The sequence below is a fragment of the Streptomyces sp. NPDC111520 genome (genome assembly GCF_055635295.1).
Window position 1 is genome coordinate 586,024 of the sequence record NZ_JBVKBW010000001.1, and the last position, 16,670, is coordinate 602,693.

Annotated in this window: 17 protein-coding genes; 9 read left to right on the forward strand and 8 right to left on the reverse strand. The window is 73.4% G+C overall.

All coding sequences use genetic code 11. From position 1 onward, the window contains the following. Window positions 1–139: 139 nt before the first annotated feature. Both ACZ7MY_RS02720 and ACZ7MY_RS02725 read left to right on the forward strand, forming a co-directional pair. On the forward strand, window positions 140–1,126 hold the full coding sequence (locus ACZ7MY_RS02720; RefSeq protein WP_499598954.1) for a magnesium transporter CorA family protein: 987 nt from the start codon (window positions 140–142) through the stop codon (window positions 1,124–1,126). Window positions 1,127–1,147: 21 nt separating this feature from the next. Next, complete coding sequence (locus ACZ7MY_RS02725) at window positions 1,148–1,561, forward strand: arsenate reductase family protein (protein ID WP_499598955.1); 414 nt, start codon at window positions 1,148–1,150, stop codon at window positions 1,559–1,561. A 164-nt stretch (window positions 1,562–1,725) separates the two neighbouring features. Here ACZ7MY_RS02725 and ACZ7MY_RS02730 read toward each other — a convergent pair whose 3' ends face one another. Beyond that, a complete protein-coding gene (locus tag ACZ7MY_RS02730) occupies window positions 1,726–2,178 on the reverse strand; it encodes an Lrp/AsnC family transcriptional regulator (protein ID WP_499598957.1) in 453 nt (150 codons plus the stop codon). A gap of 117 nt (window positions 2,179–2,295) precedes the next feature. Between ACZ7MY_RS02730 and ACZ7MY_RS02735 the strand changes: the two genes are divergently transcribed. Continuing rightward, the gene (locus tag ACZ7MY_RS02735) at window positions 2,296–3,300 is read left to right on the forward strand and encodes an asparaginase (protein ID WP_499598958.1); all 1,005 of its coding nucleotides are present in this window, start codon (window positions 2,296–2,298) and stop codon (window positions 3,298–3,300) included. A gap of 134 nt (window positions 3,301–3,434) precedes the next feature. On the opposite strand, the gene ACZ7MY_RS02740 is transcribed toward ACZ7MY_RS02735, so the two are convergent. Further along, the gene (locus tag ACZ7MY_RS02740) at window positions 3,435–3,629 is read right to left on the reverse strand and encodes a hypothetical protein (protein WP_499598960.1); all 195 of its coding nucleotides are present in this window, start codon (window positions 3,627–3,629) and stop codon (window positions 3,435–3,437) included. 452 nt (window positions 3,630–4,081) lie between these two features. Between ACZ7MY_RS02740 and ACZ7MY_RS02745 the strand changes: the two genes are divergently transcribed. Next, a complete protein-coding gene (locus tag ACZ7MY_RS02745; protein WP_499598962.1) occupies window positions 4,082–5,251 on the forward strand; it encodes an acyltransferase family protein in 1,170 nt (389 codons plus the stop codon). On the opposite strand, the gene ACZ7MY_RS02750 is transcribed toward ACZ7MY_RS02745, so the two are convergent. Then, window positions 5,232–6,374 carry a SpoIIE family protein phosphatase gene (locus ACZ7MY_RS02750; RefSeq protein ID WP_499598963.1) on the reverse strand — a complete coding sequence of 381 codons (1,143 nt, stop codon included), beginning with the start codon at window positions 6,372–6,374 and terminating at the stop codon, window positions 5,232–5,234. The genes ACZ7MY_RS02745 and ACZ7MY_RS02750 overlap by 20 nt on opposite strands. A 128-nt stretch (window positions 6,375–6,502) precedes the next feature. Between ACZ7MY_RS02750 and ACZ7MY_RS02755 the strand changes: the two genes are divergently transcribed. Next, the gene (locus tag ACZ7MY_RS02755) at window positions 6,503–7,732 is read left to right on the forward strand and encodes a GNAT family N-acetyltransferase (protein ID WP_499598965.1); all 1,230 of its coding nucleotides are present in this window, start codon (window positions 6,503–6,505) and stop codon (window positions 7,730–7,732) included. 82 nt (window positions 7,733–7,814) lie between these two features. Here ACZ7MY_RS02755 and ACZ7MY_RS02760 read toward each other — a convergent pair whose 3' ends face one another. Together ACZ7MY_RS02760 and ACZ7MY_RS02765 are read right to left on the reverse strand one after the other, a co-directional pair. Beyond that, a complete protein-coding gene (locus ACZ7MY_RS02760) occupies window positions 7,815–8,630 on the reverse strand; it encodes an Fpg/Nei family DNA glycosylase (RefSeq protein ID WP_499598967.1) in 816 nt (271 codons plus the stop codon). Window positions 8,631–8,637: 7 nt separating this feature from the next. Next, a complete protein-coding gene (locus ACZ7MY_RS02765; protein ID WP_499598968.1) occupies window positions 8,638–9,126 on the reverse strand; it encodes a ribose-5-phosphate isomerase in 489 nt (162 codons plus the stop codon). 141 nt (window positions 9,127–9,267) lie between these two features. Here ACZ7MY_RS02765 and ACZ7MY_RS02770 point away from each other — a divergent pair, with 141 nt between their 5' ends. Beyond that, complete coding sequence (locus ACZ7MY_RS02770) at window positions 9,268–10,731, forward strand: amino acid permease (RefSeq protein WP_499598970.1); 1,464 nt, start codon at window positions 9,268–9,270, stop codon at window positions 10,729–10,731. On the opposite strand, the gene ACZ7MY_RS02775 is transcribed toward ACZ7MY_RS02770, so the two are convergent. After that, entirely contained in the window at window positions 10,695–12,449 is a 1,755-nt protein-coding gene (locus tag ACZ7MY_RS02775; RefSeq protein WP_499598971.1) for a serine/threonine-protein kinase, read from the reverse strand. The two genes, ACZ7MY_RS02770 and ACZ7MY_RS02775, sit on opposite strands and share 37 nt — an antisense overlap. Window positions 12,450–12,627: 178 nt before the next feature. Between ACZ7MY_RS02775 and ACZ7MY_RS02780 the strand changes: the two genes are divergently transcribed. Continuing rightward, on the forward strand, window positions 12,628–13,374 hold the full coding sequence (locus tag ACZ7MY_RS02780; protein WP_499598972.1) for a hypothetical protein: 747 nt from the start codon (window positions 12,628–12,630) through the stop codon (window positions 13,372–13,374). Between the two features lie 72 nt (window positions 13,375–13,446). Here ACZ7MY_RS02780 and ACZ7MY_RS02785 read toward each other — a convergent pair whose 3' ends face one another. Beyond that, window positions 13,447–14,040 (reverse strand): biotin transporter BioY, encoded by a 594-nt coding sequence (locus ACZ7MY_RS02785; RefSeq protein WP_499598973.1) that lies wholly within the window; start codon window positions 14,038–14,040, stop codon window positions 13,447–13,449. A gap of 263 nt (window positions 14,041–14,303) precedes the next feature. Between ACZ7MY_RS02785 and ACZ7MY_RS02790 the strand changes: the two genes are divergently transcribed. After that, window positions 14,304–15,233, forward strand: coding sequence for a carbohydrate kinase family protein (locus ACZ7MY_RS02790; RefSeq protein WP_499598974.1), 930 nt, complete (start codon window positions 14,304–14,306; stop codon window positions 15,231–15,233). A gap of 54 nt (window positions 15,234–15,287) precedes the next feature. Next, a complete protein-coding gene (locus ACZ7MY_RS02795) occupies window positions 15,288–15,989 on the forward strand; it encodes an HAD family hydrolase (protein WP_499598975.1) in 702 nt (233 codons plus the stop codon). Between the two features lie 15 nt (window positions 15,990–16,004). Here ACZ7MY_RS02795 and ACZ7MY_RS02800 read toward each other — a convergent pair whose 3' ends face one another. Next, window positions 16,005–16,646 (reverse strand): mycothiol-dependent nitroreductase Rv2466c family protein, encoded by a 642-nt coding sequence (locus tag ACZ7MY_RS02800; RefSeq protein WP_499598976.1) that lies wholly within the window; start codon window positions 16,644–16,646, stop codon window positions 16,005–16,007. Window positions 16,647–16,670: the final 24 nt, after the last annotated feature.

Sequence of the window (16,670 nt, forward strand, 5' to 3'; positions counted from 1 at the left end):
GGGCTTGACACGCGGTCGCAGCCTCGCTCAGGAGGCGCCCGCCGGGACCGCGGCCTCCCCTGACCGGCCACCTCCGCATGCGTGGGCGCCGGAGTCTGCGCAGGCTGGGAGGCGTGCCGGTGACCCACGGTGAGGAACGATGATCGTTACGGTGGTGTCGATGCCCGAGGGCGTCGCCGCCCCCGCCGCCCTGTCGGAGGTACGTGAGCGGCTCGCGGCGTGCCGGTTCCTGCTCGTGGACGTCGAGGTGCCCGGGGAGGGGCGGCCCGACGAGCTGCCGATCGCCCGTGAACTCGGCCTGGAGGCCGAGGACCTGGCATGGCTGGGTAAGGAGGGCGAGGCGGCGCGGGCGGAGTTCCACGGCGACAACGCCCGGTTCGTCGTGCCCGTCGTCGACGACGGCGAGGTCGTCCACCTCCACGTCTTCGTGACCGAGCGGTACCTGGTCACCGTCCACCGGGGACCGAACGCACTGGTCGGCCGGTTCTTCACCCGGCTGCCGCGCGAACGGCCCGCGGACACCACGGCCGCGCTGTTCCTGCTGCTGGAGGACGCCCTGGAGACCTTCCGCAAGTCCGCCGTGGAGGCGCTGCTGCAGGTGGAGGACCTCGAGGACGAGATGTTCGAGAGCCGGCACCCGCAGCAGGTGTACCGGCTGGCGCGGCTGCGCCGCCGCGCGGCCGTGCTGCACCACGCGCTGCTGCCGTACCTGCAGGCGACCGACGAGACCATCACCCGGCGGATGATGAGCGGCAACTTCCCGGAGGAGCGGCAGCGGCTCGCCGCCTCCTACCAGCGGGCCGCGCGGATGGTGCTCGCCAGCATCGAGTCGCTCCAGGACGCGGCCCGGCGGGCGTTCGCCAGCTACTCCTCACTCGTGTCCGGCGAGCAGAACGGGGTGATCAACCGGCTGGCCATCGTGTCGACGATCTTCCTTCCGCTGACCTTCCTGACCGGCTTCTTCGGGATGAACTTCACCTACATGACGGACGAGTTGGAGAGCAGGATCGTCTTCTGGCTGCTCGCCGTGGGACTCCAGGCGCTGGTCATGCTCGTCGCCGTCTACGTGCTGCACCGCACCCGCATCTGGCGCAGGCTGCGCGACGACGGGCGCGACGACGGCTGAACGCCTCACTACATTGGCGGGATGGAGATCTGGATCAACCCCGCGTGCTCGAAGTGCCGCTCCGCGCTGCACCTGCTGGACGAGGAGGGCGCGCAGTACACCGTGCGCCGCTACCTGGAGGACCCGCCGGACGCCGACGAGATCCGCGCGGTGCTGGAGCGGCTCGGGCTGGAGCCGTGGGACATCGTGCGGACCCAGGAGGCCGAGGCGAAGGAACTGGGGCTCGGGGAGTGGCCGCGCGAGCCGGGTGAGCGGGAGCGCTGGATCGGGGCGCTCGCGACGCACCCGCGGCTGATCCAGCGTCCGATCATCACCGCCGAGGACGGCTCGGCGGTCGTCGCGCGCTCCGCCGAAGCGGTGCGGGACGCCCTCGGACGCGTCCCGGGTGCCGCCGGCACTGCCGGAGCCGCCGGAGCCGCCGGGAACCCCGCCTAGGGCGCCGGACGGCCACCGTCCCGGAGCCGGGTACCCCGCCGCGCTGGTCGTCGGTCTCGGCGGCCCGGCGATCGCGGCCGCCGGGGCCGGGTACCCAGGGCCCGGTCGGCGGACTCCCCCGGCCCCGGGACGGCCCCGGCCTGGGACCGGGACGCGGACGGGCCCTAGCCGACCGGCACGCCCTGGGGGCCCTTGATGCGCTTCATGATCATCTGCGAGTTCACCTCGCTGACGCCCGGCAGGGCGATCAGCTTCTCGGTCCAGAAGCGCTCGTAGGCGTCGCTGTCGGCCACCGCGATCCGCAGCAGGCAGCCGGGCGCGCCGTAGAGCCGGTAGGCCTCGACGACGTCGGGGATGGCCTGCACCTGCTCCTCGAAGGCGGCGACGGACTCGCGGTCCCGCCGCACCTCGACGGAGGCGAAGACCTCGAAGCCGCGGCCGACGGCGGCCGGGTCGACGACGGCCCGGTAGCTCTGGATCACCCCGTCCTCCTCCAGCTGCCGCACCCGGCGCAGGCACGGGGACGGGGTGAGGCCGACCCGGGCGGCCAGTTCCTGGTTGGTGAGCCGGCCGTCGGCCTGGAGCTCACGCAAGATTCTTCTGTCGATGGCGTCCATAGGAGCGATGAATACCACGCCTGGCAGGTCTACGCGGGCTGATTGGCAATCCGATGCCAGGGGTCAGCGCATATCCTTGCGGCGGGAGGACCGGGCGAACGCACGAGCGAGGGAAACGTGAAGCACATCGTCGTGATCGGCACCGGCGGCACGATCGCCAGCCGGTGGCAGGGGGCCGGGTACGCGGCCGAGGCCGCCGGCCACGAGGTGCTGGCGGCGGGTGCGGTCCCCGAGGGCGTCGAGGTGAGCGTCCGCGACCTGTTCACCGTGAACAGCTCGCGGCTGACCTCCGCCCACCAGCTGGAACTGCTGCGGACGGTCCACGAGGTGCTGGCGGACCCGGCCGTGGACGGCGTCGTGGTGACGCACGGCACCGACACCATGGAGGAGACCGCCTTCCTCCTCGACCTCCACCACGACGACCGGCGCCCGGTGGTCCTCACCGGCGCCCAGCTCCCCCTGGACTCCGTGGACGGGGACGCGGCGGGCAATCTCTACGACGCGCTGCTGACCGCGGCGACCGGCCAGGACATCGGCGTGGTCATCGCCTTCGGGGGCTTCGTGCACGCCGCCCGGGGCACGGTCAAGGCGCACACCCTGGACGTCCAGGCGTTCGCCGACCCCTCGGGGCGGCCGCTCGGCCGGGTGAAGTTCGGCGAGATCGCCTGGGGCGCCCCGCGGCCGCGTGCCGCGGCGCTGCCGCTGCCGGCCCCCGGCGCCACGGCACCGCGCGTCGACGTCGTGATGCACCACGTGGACGCCGACCCCGTGCTCTTCGACGCCGCGCTGGGCGCGGGGGCCCAGGGGATCGTGCTGGTCGGCACCGGGGCGGGCAACGCGACGCCGGACTTCGTGGCAGCGGTGCGCCGGGCGGTGGAGGCCGGCGTGCTGGTCGCCGTGAGCACCCGGGTGGCGGCGGGGCCGGTGGCCCCGATGTACACCGGGGGCGGTGCGGTGGACCTCGCCGCGGCGGGGGGTGTGCTGGCCGGGACGCTGCGCGCGGGCCAGGCCCGCATCGCCGTGCTGGCGGCGCTGCTGTCCGCGCAGGACCCCGCGGAGCGGACCGCCGCGCTGCGCCGCATCGTGGGAACGGCCGAGGACCGCGCGCCGGCCGTCGCCTGACTCCCCGTCACCCGGCGCGGCCACCGCGCCGGGTGACGGGTGACTTCACTTCCGAGGCGCGACGTGCGCGCTCGTGACGGGCGCCACCCATGCGGCGGGTGCGCCGCGAGGCACCCCCGCGCCGGTCACCCGCGTCAGAGGTTTATCTGGTTGATGGTGTCGGCCAGCGAGTCGAGGAACTTGTTGATCGCCGGGGCCATTCCCGTGGAGGCAAGGAAGAAGCCGAAGAGCGCGGCGATGATGGCCGGGCCGACCTTGAGCGTCTTGCCCCTTATCAGGACGATCATGATGATCGCCAACAACAGCACCACGGACAGGGAGATGGCCACTGGGGATCACATCCTCGGTCTGACGCCTCACCGTTCCGGGGAGAGCCACCGCAGCCGCACCCCCGCGACGTCCATCGTGCCACCTGCCACCGACACCGTGACCCCGCGGGACACACCCTTCCCCGCGTGCGGGGGTCGCACACCTGTGACGCAGGACATCGCGACCACCACTGATCGCTTCGGACGAGGCTAATCTCGCAATTGCACGGCACGTTCGAATGGATTTCCCCAAACTATTTCCCCGCGCACCCACTTGCCACACAAAGGATCATCAAAAAACCTGCACAGACGTCAACCGGTCTGTCGATATGCCCCGTTCAACCCTTCTATGACCGCCCATAGCGGTACAGAACGGGCAGCCATCTGGGGACGCATTCCAGGGTGTCGGTGCCGCCGCGGCCATTCCGGCCGGGAATTTCACTCAGCCGGAGGCGCCCGCTATGGTGCTTCAAATGTTCCAGCTCCCCCGCACGAACACCCTGTTCCCCGGCAGGACCCAGACCGGGAATTCCGTTCTCCCCGCACCACGCCAGGAGGCCCCCGCCGCCGGGGCCCGGCCGGCCGCACCCTCCGGTTCCCCCGCTCCGGCCACGGCCCCCGCCGCCCCCGCCGGACGTGACCCGTTCTTCGACAACGCCAAGTACCTGGCCATCGTCCTGGTCGCGATGGGCCACGCCTGGGAACCGCTCACCGGGCACAGCAGGGCCGCGAGCGCGCTCTACAACCTCGTGTACGCGTTCCACATGCCGGCGTTCATCGTCATCTCCGGCTACTTCTCGAAGAGTTTCGACGCCCGTCCGGACCGGGTCAGGAGACTGATCACCGGCGTCGCCGTCCCGTACCTGCTCTTCGAGACCGCCTACTCGCTCTTCCGGAACTGGGCCGACGACGCCGCGCCCCAGTCGCTGAGCCTGCTCGACCCCTGGTACCTCACCTGGTTCCTCGCCGCCCTCTTCATCTGGCGGCTCACCGCTCCCGTCTGGCGGGTCGTGCGGCAGCCGGTCGCGGTCGCCCTGCTGATCGCGGCGCTCGCCTCGGTCACCCCGGCCATCGGCGCGGAACTGGAACTCCAGCGCGTCCTGCAGTTCCTGCCCTTCTTCGTGCTCGGCACGTGCCTGAAGGCCGAGCACTTCCACCTCGCGCGGCGCCGGGCGGTGCGCGTGCTGTCGGTCCCGGCCGGGCTGACCGCGCTGGTCGTCACCTACTGGCTGGTGCCCCGGATGGACCGGGCCTGGCTCTACCACCGCACGAGCGCCCAGGAACTGGGCGCGCCCTGGTGGGCGGGTCCGGTCATGACGCCGGCGCTGTTCTGCTGCTCCCTGGCGCTGACGGTGTGCTTCCTCGCCTGGGTGCCGCGCCGTCGCACCTGGTTCACGGCGCTGGGTGCCGGCACGCTCTACGGCTACCTGCTGCACGGCTTCATCGCCAAGGGCTCGCGCTTCGGCCGCTGGTACGACCACGAGTGGATCCACACCCCACTGGGCCAGGTCGCCGTCACCGCGGTCGCCGTCGTGGTGGTCACCGCGCTGTGCACCCCGCCCGTGCAACGGATCTTCCGCTTCGCGATCGAGCCGAGGATGTCCTGGGCGTTCCGGCCGGCGCCTAGTCCCGGCACACGATGAGCAGGGCGCGGTCGTCGTTGACGTCCTTGGCGACCGCCTCGATGAGCTGCCAGGCCGCACCGCGGAAGCCGTGCGCGACGTACCGGTCGGCCTCGCCGATGAGCCGGTCGATGCCCTCGGTGAGGTCGCGGCCGGCGGCCTCGACCAGGCCGTCGGTGAAGAGCAGCAGGACGTCGCCGGAGCGCAGGGTGCCCTTCACGCTGTGGAACTCGGCGCCGTCGTACACCCCCAGCAGCGGGCCCTCGGCCGCCTTCTCCTCCCAGCGGCCGGTGCCCGCGCTGAGCTGCATGCCCGGCAGGTGGCCCGCGGAGAGCAGCTCGTAGTCACCGGTCTCCAGGTCCAGCACCAGGTGCACGGAGGTGGCGAAGCCCTCCTCCCAGTTCTGGCGGAGCAGGTAGCCGTTGGCGGCGGTGAGGAAGGCGTGCGGCGGCAGCGAGCCGAGCAGGCCGCCGAAGGCGCCGGACAGCAGCAGCGCGCGCGAACCGGCGTCCATGCCCTTGCCCGACACGTCGGTGAGGACCGCCTCCAGGATGCGGCCGCCCGAGGTGCGGGTGGCCACCACGAAGTCGCCGGAGAAGGACTGGCCGCCGGCCGGCCGCAGCGCCATCTCGGCGTGCCAGCCCTCGGGCAGCCGGGGGAGCCTGCTCTGCACCCGGATGCGCTCGCGCAGGTCGAAGAGCATCGTGCCGCCGCGCATCCAGGGCACGCCGACCCGGGCGCGGAACTGCGCGACGATCAGCCCGGCCAGCGCCACCGCCGCCACCACGAGCACGGTGCCCGGGGTCACCCGGCCCACGCCCTCGCGGTACGGGCCGAGCACGGCGGACTCCACGACCAACGCGGCGGCGCTGGCCCCGTACAGCAGCAGGAGGCTGGAGGGGCGCAGCAGCAGGCCGCCGACGAGGACGGGCAGCACCAAGGTGGTGGGCGGGCACCATTGCGGCGCCAGCACCGTGCCCCAGGCGATCAGCGGCACGCCGATCATCAGGACGGTGAGGGCGAGCCAGTCGGCCGCGTCGCCGCGGAAGTAGTCCACGGCGGATTTGCGCAGGCCGACACGAGCCCGGTGGACCGTCCTGCGCCACCGGGCCCTGAATCCGTCTCCTACCGGGCGTCGTGCCATCTTCCCGGCGACCCTATCCACCCTCACCCGTTCTCCGCATCGGAGGTGCCCCTCATGGTGCGCCGATTCGCCGCCGAGACCGGCGAAAACCGGTCGCCCGCCCTTGGGGCGGCTGGTAGGCAGGGCACATGACGGTGGAGTTGCGGGTTCTCGAGTCCGGACAGTGGGACGAGTGGTTCAGCACGCTGGAACGTGCGTTCGGCAGCGCGCGCGTGCCGGCGGAGGAGCGGGAGTTCGACCGCGGGGTGACCGAACTCACCCGGTCGATCGCCGCGTGGGACGGGACGGAGGTCGTCGGCACGGCGGGGGCGTTCTCCTTCCGGGTGGCGGTGCCGGGCGGCGCCGTGGTCCCGGCGGCCGGCGTCACGATGGTCACCGTCGCCTCGACGCACCGCCGGCGCGGGCTGCTCGGCTCGATGATGCGGCGGCAGCTGGACGACGTGCGCGAACGGGGGGAGCCCCTCGCGGTGCTCACGGCCTCCGAGCCGGCGATCTACGGCCGGTACGGCTACGAGGTCGCCACCCGTCAGATGGCGGTGGAGGTCGACACCCTTCGGGCGGGCCTGACGGTGCCCGCGGGCGCCGACGAGGTCACCCTGCGCTTCGCCGACCCGGACGAGGCCCTGGCGGCCTGCGAGGAGGTCTACGCGCGGCTGGTGCCCGGCCGGCCGGGCATGCTGGAGCGGCGGCCGAACTGGCGGCGCAAGGGCGTGCTCGACCCCGAGGCGTACCGGGACGGCGCGTCGAACCTGCTGTGCGTGGTCGCCGAGCGCGACGGCGAGGTACGGGGCTACACGCGCTACGCGGTGAAGTCCTCCTGGAACGCGGGCGGGCCCGACGGCACGGTGGTGCTGCGCGACCTGGAGGCACTGGATCCGGACACGTGTGCCGCGTTGTGGCGCTACCTCTTCGGCATCGACCTCACCTGCCGCATCACCTCCCGCAACCGTCCCGCCGACGACCCGGTCCTGCATCTGGTCGACGACGTCCGCCGCTGCGGCGTGCGGTTCAAGGAGGGCCTGCTGCTGCGCCCGGTCGAGGTGGGCGCGGCCCTGTCGGCCCGCACCTACGCGGCGCCGCTGGACGTCGTGCTGGAGGTCTCGGACCCGTTCTGCCCGTGGAACGAGGGCCGCTGGCGGCTCGGCGGCGACACCAAGGGCGCCGTGTGCGAGCGGACCACGGACGCCGCGGACCTGGCGCTGTCGGTGCGCGAGTTGGGCGCCGCCTACCTGGGCGACGTCTCGCTGACCGCGCTGGCGCGGGCCGGCCGCGTACGGGAACTGCGGCAGGGGGCGCTGCGGGAGGCGGCGGTGGCCTTCAGCGGTGACGTCGCCCCCTGGCTGCCGCACGGCTTCTAGCGGCCCGGAGCCCGTACGGGCGCCCGTCCCGCGGCCGGCCCCGCACCGCTCGCGGGGCCGGCCGCCGCGGGGTGACCGGGCGTCAGCCGCGGGCGGGCTGGCAGGAGGGGCACCAGAAGAGGTTGCGCGCCACCAGGGCGGCGGTGCGGACCTCGGTGCCGCAGATGTGGCACGGCATCGCGGCGCGGCGGTAGACGTAGACCTCGCCGCCGTGGTCGTCGACGCGCGGCGGGCGGCCCATTGCCTCGGGGGTGTGCTCGGGGCGGACGGTGTCGATGCGGTTGTTGCGCACGCCCTCGCGCATCAGGGCCACCAGATCGGCCCAGATCGCGTCCCACCGCGCGCGGTCCAGGTCCCGTCCCGCCAGGTACGGGTCGACGCCGTGGCGGAAGAGGACCTCGGCGCGGTAGACGTTGCCGACGCCGGCGACGACCTTCTGGTCCATCAGCAGCGCGGCGACGCTGGTGCGGCTGCGGGCCACCCGGGCCCAGGCGCGCTCCCCGGTGTCGGCCGGCCGGAGCGGGTCCGGGCCGAGCCGGTCGTGTATCGCCTGCTTCTCGGCCCCGGTGATCAGCTCGCAGGCGGTCGGCCCGCGCAGGTCTGCGTGGTGCTCGTCGGTGGCCAGGCGCAGCCTGACCTGGCCGACGGGGGCCCCGCCGGGGCCGGTGCCGAAGCCGAACTTCCCGTACAGCCCCAGGTGGACGTGGACCCAGCCGAGCGGGCCGAACCCCAGGAAGAGGTGCTTGCCGTGGGCCTCCGCGGACTCCAGCACGGCGCCGTCCAGGAGGGCGGCGCCGTCGGAGAACTTGCCCTGCGGGCTGCTCGCGCGGACCACGCGGCCGGCGAAGCGTTCCCCGTGGTCCGCGGCGAGGCGGTGGATCGTATGCCCCTCGGGCATGCCCGGATCAGCCCTCCTGCGGGTGGTGCGGGGGGATCGGGGGCAGCTCGCCGGTGGTCTCGTACGCGGTGAGCATGCCGATGCGGCGGGTGTGACGCGGCTCGCCGGAGTAGGGCGTGCCCAGGAAGACCTCGACGAACGCGGTGGCCTCGTCCGTGGTGTGCATGCGGGCGCCGACGCTGATCACGTTCGCGTCGTTGTGCTCGCGGCCGAGGGTCGCGGTGTCCCGGCTCCACGCGAGCACGGCCCGGACGCCCTTGACCTTGTTGGCGGCGATGGCCTCGCCGTTGCCCGAGCCGCCGATCACGATGCCGAGGGAGCCGGGGTCCGCGGCGGTGCGCTCCGCGGCGCGCAGGCAGAACGGCGGGTAGTCGTCCTGGGCGTCGTAGACGTGGGGGCCGCAGTCCACGGGCTCGTGCCCGTTGGCCTTGAGCCACCCCACGAGGTGGTTCTTGAGTTCAAAGCCGGCATGGTCGGAACCGAGGTACACGCGCATGCGGACGAGTGTCGCACGGGCACCCCCGGCGACATGCCGTGGGTGTTCCGTGGGGGGAATTTGAGGGTCCGCTGAGGATGGGACAACGAAACGGAATCAAAGGTTCCCCGCTCGCACCCGGGCGGTGTTTCATGCCACCCCATGAGTACACGTCCCCCCACCCCCACGACCGGCTCCACCGCTCCGGCCCCCGAGGCCCCGACGGAGCCCGGGAACGGCTCGGGCCTCAAGGCCGGGCTCAAGAACCGCCACCTGTCGATGATCGCGATCGGCGGTGTGATCGGCGCCGGCCTCTTCGTCGGCTCCGCCTCCGGCATCGCCGCCGCCGGTCCCGGCATCCTCGTGTCGTACGCCCTCGTCGGCCTCATGGTCGTCTTCGTCATGCGCATGCTGGGCGAGATGGCCGCCGCCAACCCCACCTCCGGCTCCTTCTCCGCCTACGCCGACCGCGCGCTGGGCCGCTGGGCCGGTTTCTCCATCGGGTGGCTGTACTGGTTCTTCTGGGTCGTGGTGCTGGCGGTCGAGGCGACCGCGGGCGCCAAGATCCTGGAGGGCTGGGTCCCGGCCGTGCCGCAGTGGGGCTGGGCGCTGATCGTGATGGTCGTGCTCACCGCGACCAACCTGGCCTCGGTGGCCTCCTACGGCGAGTTCGAGTTCTGGTTCGCCGGCATCAAGGTCGTGGCCATCGCCGGCTTCATCGTGCTCGGCGCCCTCGCCGTGTCCGGCGTGCTGCCCGGCAGCCACGACGACACCGCGGGGCTGGCCAACCTCACCGAGCACGGCGGCTTCCTCCCCCACGGCCCCGGCAAGATCCTCACCGGTGTGCTGCTGGTCGTGTTCTCCTTCATGGGCAGCGAGATCGTCACGCTCGCGGCCGGCGAGTCCGCCGACCCCGAGCGCGCGGTCACCAAGGCCACCAACAGCGTCATCTGGCGGATCGGCGTCTTCTACCTGGGCTCGATCCTCATCGTGGTGTCGCTGCTGCCGTGGAACGACCCTTCGATCGCCGAGGACGGCTCCTACGTCGCGGCGCTGAACTCCATCGGCATCGCGCACGCCGGCCAGATCATGAACGTGATCGTGCTCACGGCCGTGCTGTCCTGCCTCAACTCCGGCCTCTACACCGCCTCCCGCATGGCCTTCTCGCTGGGCCTGCGCGGTGACGCGCCCAAGGCGTTCGCCCGCACCACCGGGCGCGGCGTGCCGCAGGCGGCGATCCTGGGCTCGGTCGTCTTCGGCTTCGTCGCGGTCTTCTTCAACTACCGGTACCCCGACACCGTCTTCCTCTTCCTGCTCAACGCCTCCGGCGCGATCGCGCTGTTCGTGTGGCTGGCGATCTGCTTCTCGCAGCTGCGCATGCGGAAGATCATCCTGAGGGAGGCCCCGGAGCGGCTGCGGGTGCGGATGTGGCTGTACCCGTACCTGACCTGGGCGACGATCGCGATGATCGTGTTCGTGCTCGGCTACATGCTCACCGACACCGCCGACGGCGGTGGCCGGGACCAGGTGGTCGTCTCGGTGCTGGTGGCGCTCGGCGTGGTGGCCGTCGCGGTGGCGCGCCAGCTGCTTCACAAGGGCCGGAAGGACGCGCCGACCCGGTCGTAGGCGGCCGGCGCGGAGGACCCGGTCGCGGCCGCGTACCAGACGTTCAGCTGGTAGGACTTGCCCCCCGCGGTGAAGCCGAGCTGCCGCGCCTTCCAGGGCGCGCCGGCCTGGGTGAAGGAGTACTCCCAGACCACGGCCGGACGACCGCGGAACGACGTCCGCTCCAGCCGGGTCTTCCGGTAGCCGGGCACGTCGTGGGAGCCGGCCTCGAAGGCGCGCCACTGCTCCAGGAGATCGCCGCCCCGTGCGAGTGCGTACGAGGCGGCGATCTCCTGCTGTCCGTCCGGGGCGTGGTAGTGGACGTTGGACGGGCTCTTGGCGCTGCGCGTCCAGCCCCGCGGCGGCACCCAGGCGAAGCCGGTCTCGTTGCGCTCCCCGGGGGCGGGCGTGCCGGTGGACGGGGCGGCGGGCGAGATAGCGCCGGTGGAGGGCGGGCGGCTGGTGCCCGCGACGACGGGGCCCTCGCGGTGGCCGGTGCGCGGCGCGGTGAGCAGGACGACGGTGACGGCGACGGCCGCGGCGGCCGCTCCCGCGGCGCCCAGCAGGGCCGCCCGCCGGAGCCGCGAGGGGGCCGGCACGGCGGCGCCGGCGGCACGGCCCGGTCCGGGGCCGGGCTCCGGCGCGGGGGCGGGTGCGGGTGCGGGGGCCGGCGGGGGCTCGGGGGCCGGGTCCGGCTCCGAGGCGGGGGAAGCCGGGGTGCGGCGCTCCCAGCCCGGCGGGACGGCGTCCTCCGGCTCGGCCTCCCGCTCGGCCTCCGGTGCCGTGCCCGGTGCGGCCTCGCCTGCGGCCTCCGGTGCCGGGGCGGCGGCCCTTCCGGCGGCGAGCGTCGGGGTGCGCCCCTCCTCCGGGGGCGGCGGCTGCCGGGTGACGACGGTCGGGCCGCCCGGGGGCGCGCCGAGGGCGGCCAGCGCCTCGTCCAGGCCGTCCAGGGTCATCCGCTCCTCGGGGTCCTTGCGCAGCAGGGCCGCCAGGGCGGCCCGCAGCGGCCCGGCGCCGGCCGGCAGCAGCGGCTCCTCGTAGAGCACGGCGTGCAGCGTGGCCAGGGTGGTGGCGCGGGAGAAGGGGGAGGCGCCCGCCAGGGCGGCGCAGAGGGTCGCGCCCAGGGACCACAGGTCCGAGGGCGGCCCCTGCCGGCGGCCCTCCACGCGTTCCGGGGCCATGTAGTCGGGCGAGCCCACCAGCATCCCGGCCATGGTCAGCGCGGTGGCGTCCTGGATCGCCGCGATGCCGAAGTCGGTGAGGACGACCCTGCCCCGGGTGTCGATCAGCACGTTGCCGGGCTTGATGTCGCGGTGCAGCACGCCGACCGCGTGCACCTCCCGCAGTGCACGGGCCAGCCCGGTGCCGATCCGTACGGCCTCGGCCACGTCCACCGGGCCGTCCTGGACCAGCACCTGCTCCAGGGAGCGGCAGTCGACCAGTTCCATCACGATCCACAGCCGTTCGGCCTCCTGGACCACGTCGTAGATCCGGACCACGTTCGGGTGGTCGATCCGGGCCGTGGCGCGCGCCTCCCGCAGGCTGCGCTCACGACGGACCCGCGCGTCCTCGGCCTCCCTGTCGTCCAGGCGCATCTCCTTGACCGCGACCTGCCGGTCCAGCACCTCGTCCACCGCCCGCCAGACGCGGCCCATGCCGCCCTGGCCGATCGGCTCCCCCAGCCGGTAGCGGCCCACCACGAGCCGGCCGCGCACCTCACCGCCCGCATTTCCCACCATGCCCGGACTCCCCACTGCGGAGGGAATTCCCCATGCCCCTCAATTCCTGTCCGGCGGCCCGCAATTCACGCGCGGACCGGGACAGAAGTATGAACTTGCCACCATCACAGCATAGTTGCCCGGAATCTTGTGGTACCTCTTCAGATACCGCTGATGCGGTGCAGAAGGGGGAAGAGCAATGCGCCTTTTCAATCGGCGAATTCATGTTCGGAAATCGGCCGCGGCGGCCGCCGTGCTGGCGCTGGCGTTCGCCGGACCCGTGTACGGCGCCGAGCCCGTACCGGGCAGCGGCCAGGGGGGTACGCCAGGTCCCAGCGCCCCGGCCGGGGTGAAGGTGAGCACCGAACTGCCGGCCAGGATCTCCGTCGACAACAAGACCGAGAAGACCTCGATCACGGCCCGCGTCGTCAACAAGGGCGACGCGCAGTCCCCTGAGCTGCGGCTCCTGGTGGTCGGTTTCGACGCCCTCGAGGTGACCGCGGTGAAGGGCTGCGACCCGATTCCGGAGGCGAAGCTCCCGGAGGGTTCCAACGGCGGATTCAGCTGCGCCGTCGGAAAACTGGCGGCGGGAAAGAGCAAGGCGTACACCGTGTCCGCGACCTACGACCTCCAGGGCAGGGGCAAGATCTGCCTGCCCGTGATGCTCGGCGACTCCGGCACCCTGCTGTGGCAGCAGGGCCCGGTCCCGTTCGGCACCCGCGAGCCCACACCGAACGCCCCCGACACCCCGCTGCTGCTGGGCACCGACAACGTGCCCTTCGGCCCCGACACCTCCGCGAGCGCCGGCCCCTCCGCACCCGGCGCCCTGCCGGACACCGGCGTCCCCGGGCGCACGGCCGTCCTGCTGCTGGGCGGCGGGATGCTGCTGGCCGCGGGCGCCGCGGGGCTGTGGCTGACCCGGCGCGGGCCGGCACCGCGGCACTGACGGAGGACGCGTGGAGGGGGCGGGGCGATCGCCCCGCCCCCTCCACCCGGGTGCGTCGTACCGCGTACCCGGTCAGCCGCGGCGGCCGACCAGCTTCCAGGCGGCGGGCAGCGCGCCCATGGCGAGCGCGGCCTTCAGCGCGTCGCCGATGAGGTAGGGGGTCAGGCCCAGGGCGACGGCCTGGCCCAGCGTCAGGTGCGCGGCCAGCGCGAGGTAGGGGACGCCCACGGCGTAGGTGACGGCGCTGCCGGCCACCATGACCCCGGCCATCCGCCACACGCCGCGGTCGGCGCCCCGGCGGGCCAGCGCGCCCACGAGCGCGGACGCCAGCGCCATGCCCAGGATGTAGCCGAAGCTCGGCGCCGCCGCGCCGGACGACCCCTCCGCGAACCACGGGACCCCGGCGACACCGGCGACGGCGTACAGCGCGAGCGCCAGGAAGCCGCGGCGCGCGCCGAGGGCGGTGCCCACCAGCAGCGCGGCGAAGGTCTGGCCCGTCACGGGCACCGGCGACCCGGGGACCGGCACCGACAACTGCGCGGCCAGGCCGGTCAGTACGGCGCCACCGGTCACGAGCGCCGCGTCGCGCAGCCGCGACGCGGGGATGAGGTCGGCGAGGACCGGGTGGGTCCGTACGGCGGAAGCGGCGGGAACTGCGCTGGCCATCGGGTGACTCCGCGGGATGAGGGTCGGTTCGGGACACCGTGACGTTAACCCGCCCCGCCCTCACCGATCATCGTCCGCCGATCACAAAGGCCCGATCACGGCGTTGGTCGCCTTCCTACAAGGAAGCCGCGCAGGGCGTGAGCTTCGTCACCCGGGGCTTAGTGGGGTTTCTCCAACGCCTCGTCGACGACCGCCCGAGCGGCGCCGCCGGCCGGGTGCGACACGGCTCCGGCGGCCGGCCGGCGGCCTCCTATGCTGCCCGCATGAGCGCTCCGTCCTCCCCCTCCCGCGTCGGCGTCGTCGGCGAGGTCCTCGTCGACCTGCTGTGGCGTGCCGGGGAGCGGCAGGTCACACCGGTGCCCGGCGGCAGCCCGGCCAACGTCGCGGTCGGCCTGCACCGGCTGGGGCGGCCCACCACCCTGGTCACCACGTGGGGCGACGACCCGCCCGGCGAACTGGTCCGGGCGCACCTGGAGTCCACCGGGGTCGAGGTGGTGCGGGCCGCGAGCCCGGCCGGGCGCACCACGCTGGCGATGGCCTACCTGGACCGGGACGGCTCCGCCTCGTACGACTTCCTGGCCGCGTGGGACCCGGAGCGGCTGCCGCTGCCCGCGGACACCGCGGTGCTGCACACCGGTTCGCTCGCCACGGTGGTCGAACCGGGGGCGACGCGGGTGCTGGAGCTCTGCCGCGAGCTGCACGCGGCAGCGGGGCGCACCGTCGTCGCCGACCTCAACGTGCGGCCCGCCGTCCTGCCCGACCGGGCCGCCTACCGCCGGGCGTGCCTGCGGCTGGCCGGGGTCACGGACGTGGTCAAGGCCAGCGACGCGGACCTCGCCTGGCTCTTCCCGGGGCTGGCCCCGCAGGAGGCGGCGCGGACGCTGCTCGCCGAGGGGCCCCGGCTCGCGGTCGTCACGCTGGGCGCGGCGGGCGCGTTCGCGGTGACCGGGGACACCCTCGTACGGGTGGCGGCGCCCGAGGTCGACGTCGTCGACACCATCGGGGCGGGCGACGCCTTCCAGGCGGCACTGCTGGACGCGGTCGCCGGTGCCGGCGTCCCCGCCGCGCGGGACGCCCTCGCCGCCGTGCTGAAGCGCTGCGTCACGGCCGCGGCCCTCAACTGCACGCGGGTGGGCGCCGACCCGCCCTCCCGCGCCGAGCTGGACCTGGCGCTCGCCGCACGGCACGGGTAGCGCCGCCGGGAAAATGCGGGGCCGGCGGGCGCCGGCTCTGGCTACCCTCGCGGGATGGACGAGGCACGGCTGACGGGGCAGGTACTGGTCTTCGACGCGGACGACACGTTGTGGGAGAACAACGTGGTCTTCGAGCGGGTCATAGAGGACTTCCTGGACTGGGTGGACCATCCCGTCCTGGACCGCGCGCAGATCAGGACGCTGCTCAACGAAATCGAGGCGGCGAACGCCGTCGCCCACGGCTACGGCAGCAAGGTCTTCCTGCGCAGCCTCGGCGAGCTCCTGGAGCGGCTGCGGGAACGGCCCGTCACCCAGGCCGAGCTCAGGCGGGTGGACGAGCTGGCGGTGGCCTTCGTGGAGCACCGGGTCGAGCTGATGCCCGGCGTGGCGAGCACGCTGGAGGAGCTGGGCACCCGCCACGAGCTGCTGCTGCTCACCAAGGGCGACGAGGAGGAGCAGGCGCGCAAGGTGGCGGCCTCGGGGCTGGCGGACCGCTTCCGCGGCGTGCACATCGTGCCGGAGAAGGCCGCGGGGACCTACCGGGCGCTGCTGGCGGAGTACGGCTTCGCGCCGGACAGGAGCTGGATGGTCGGGAACTCCCCGAAGTCGGACATCCTGCCCGCGCGCGAGGCCGGGATGGGCGCGGTGTTCATCCCCAACGAGAACACCTGGGTACTGGAGCAGTCCGAGCTGGACCCGGCCGACGAGCGGGTGCTGCGGCTGGCGGCCTTCCCCGAACTGCTCCGGCACTTCTGACCGGACGGGCCGGGATCAGTCGAAGACGGGGCCCTGGTCGCGGGTCCGCTTGATCTCGTAGAAGCCGGGGGTCGACGCGACGAGCAGGGTGCCGTCCCACAGGCGGGCGGCGGCCTCGCCCTTGGGCGCCGGGGTGACGACCGGGCCGAAGAAGGCGATCTGCTCGCCGTCGGCGCCGGGGACCGCGATGACCGGGGTGCCGACGTCCTGGCCCACCTTGGAGATGCCCTCCTGGTGGGAGGCGCGCAGCTCCGTGTCGTAGGCGTCGCTGCGGGCGAAGTCCGCGAGGTCGGCGGGCAGGCCGGCCTCCTCCAGGGCGGCGACGATGACCTCGTGGTCCTTGTGGCCCAGGCCCTGGTTGTGGATGCGGGTGCCCAGGGCGGTGTAGAGGGGGCCGAGCACCTTGCTGCCGTACTTCTGCTCGGCGGCGATGCAGACGCGGACCGGGCCCCAGGCCGTGGTCAGGAACTCGCGGTACTCCTCGGGGAGCTCGTCGCGGTTCTCGTTGAGCACCGCCAGGCTCATCACGTGCCAGCGCACCTCGACGGGACGCACCTTCTCCACCTCCAGCATCCAGCGGGAGGTCATCCACGCCCAGGGGCAGGCGGGGTCGAACCAGAAGTCCACCGGGGTGGGGGTGGTTGTGGTCTCGGTCACGTTTCTCTCCTCCGGGCATGACGC

Coding starts and splice junctions, on each gene's coding strand:
- ACZ7MY_RS02720 (WP_499598954.1), top strand. CDS start 140: ATGATCGTTACGGTGGTGTCGATGCCCGAGGGCGTCGCCGCCCCCGCC.
- ACZ7MY_RS02725 (WP_499598955.1), top strand. CDS start 1,148: ATGGAGATCTGGATCAACCCCGCGTGCTCGAAGTGCCGCTCCGCGCTG.
- ACZ7MY_RS02730 (WP_499598957.1), bottom strand. CDS start 2,178: ATGGACGCCATCGACAGAAGAATCTTGCGTGAGCTCCAGGCCGACGGC.
- ACZ7MY_RS02745 (WP_499598962.1), top strand. CDS start 4,082: ATGTTCCAGCTCCCCCGCACGAACACCCTGTTCCCCGGCAGGACCCAG.
- ACZ7MY_RS02750 (WP_499598963.1), bottom strand. CDS start 6,374: ATGGCACGACGCCCGGTAGGAGACGGATTCAGGGCCCGGTGGCGCAGG.
- ACZ7MY_RS02755 (WP_499598965.1), top strand. CDS start 6,503: ATGACGGTGGAGTTGCGGGTTCTCGAGTCCGGACAGTGGGACGAGTGG.
- ACZ7MY_RS02760 (WP_499598967.1), bottom strand. CDS start 8,630: ATGCCCGAGGGGCATACGATCCACCGCCTCGCCGCGGACCACGGGGAA.
- ACZ7MY_RS02765 (WP_499598968.1), bottom strand. CDS start 9,126: ATGCGCGTGTACCTCGGTTCCGACCATGCCGGCTTTGAACTCAAGAAC.
- ACZ7MY_RS02770 (WP_499598970.1), top strand. CDS start 9,268: ATGAGTACACGTCCCCCCACCCCCACGACCGGCTCCACCGCTCCGGCC.
- ACZ7MY_RS02775 (WP_499598971.1), bottom strand. CDS start 12,449: ATGGTGGGAAATGCGGGCGGTGAGGTGCGCGGCCGGCTCGTGGTGGGC.
- ACZ7MY_RS02780 (WP_499598972.1), top strand. CDS start 12,628: ATGCGCCTTTTCAATCGGCGAATTCATGTTCGGAAATCGGCCGCGGCG.
- ACZ7MY_RS02785 (WP_499598973.1), bottom strand. CDS start 14,040: ATGGCCAGCGCAGTTCCCGCCGCTTCCGCCGTACGGACCCACCCGGTC.
- ACZ7MY_RS02790 (WP_499598974.1), top strand. CDS start 14,304: ATGAGCGCTCCGTCCTCCCCCTCCCGCGTCGGCGTCGTCGGCGAGGTC.
- ACZ7MY_RS02795 (WP_499598975.1), top strand. CDS start 15,288: ATGGACGAGGCACGGCTGACGGGGCAGGTACTGGTCTTCGACGCGGAC.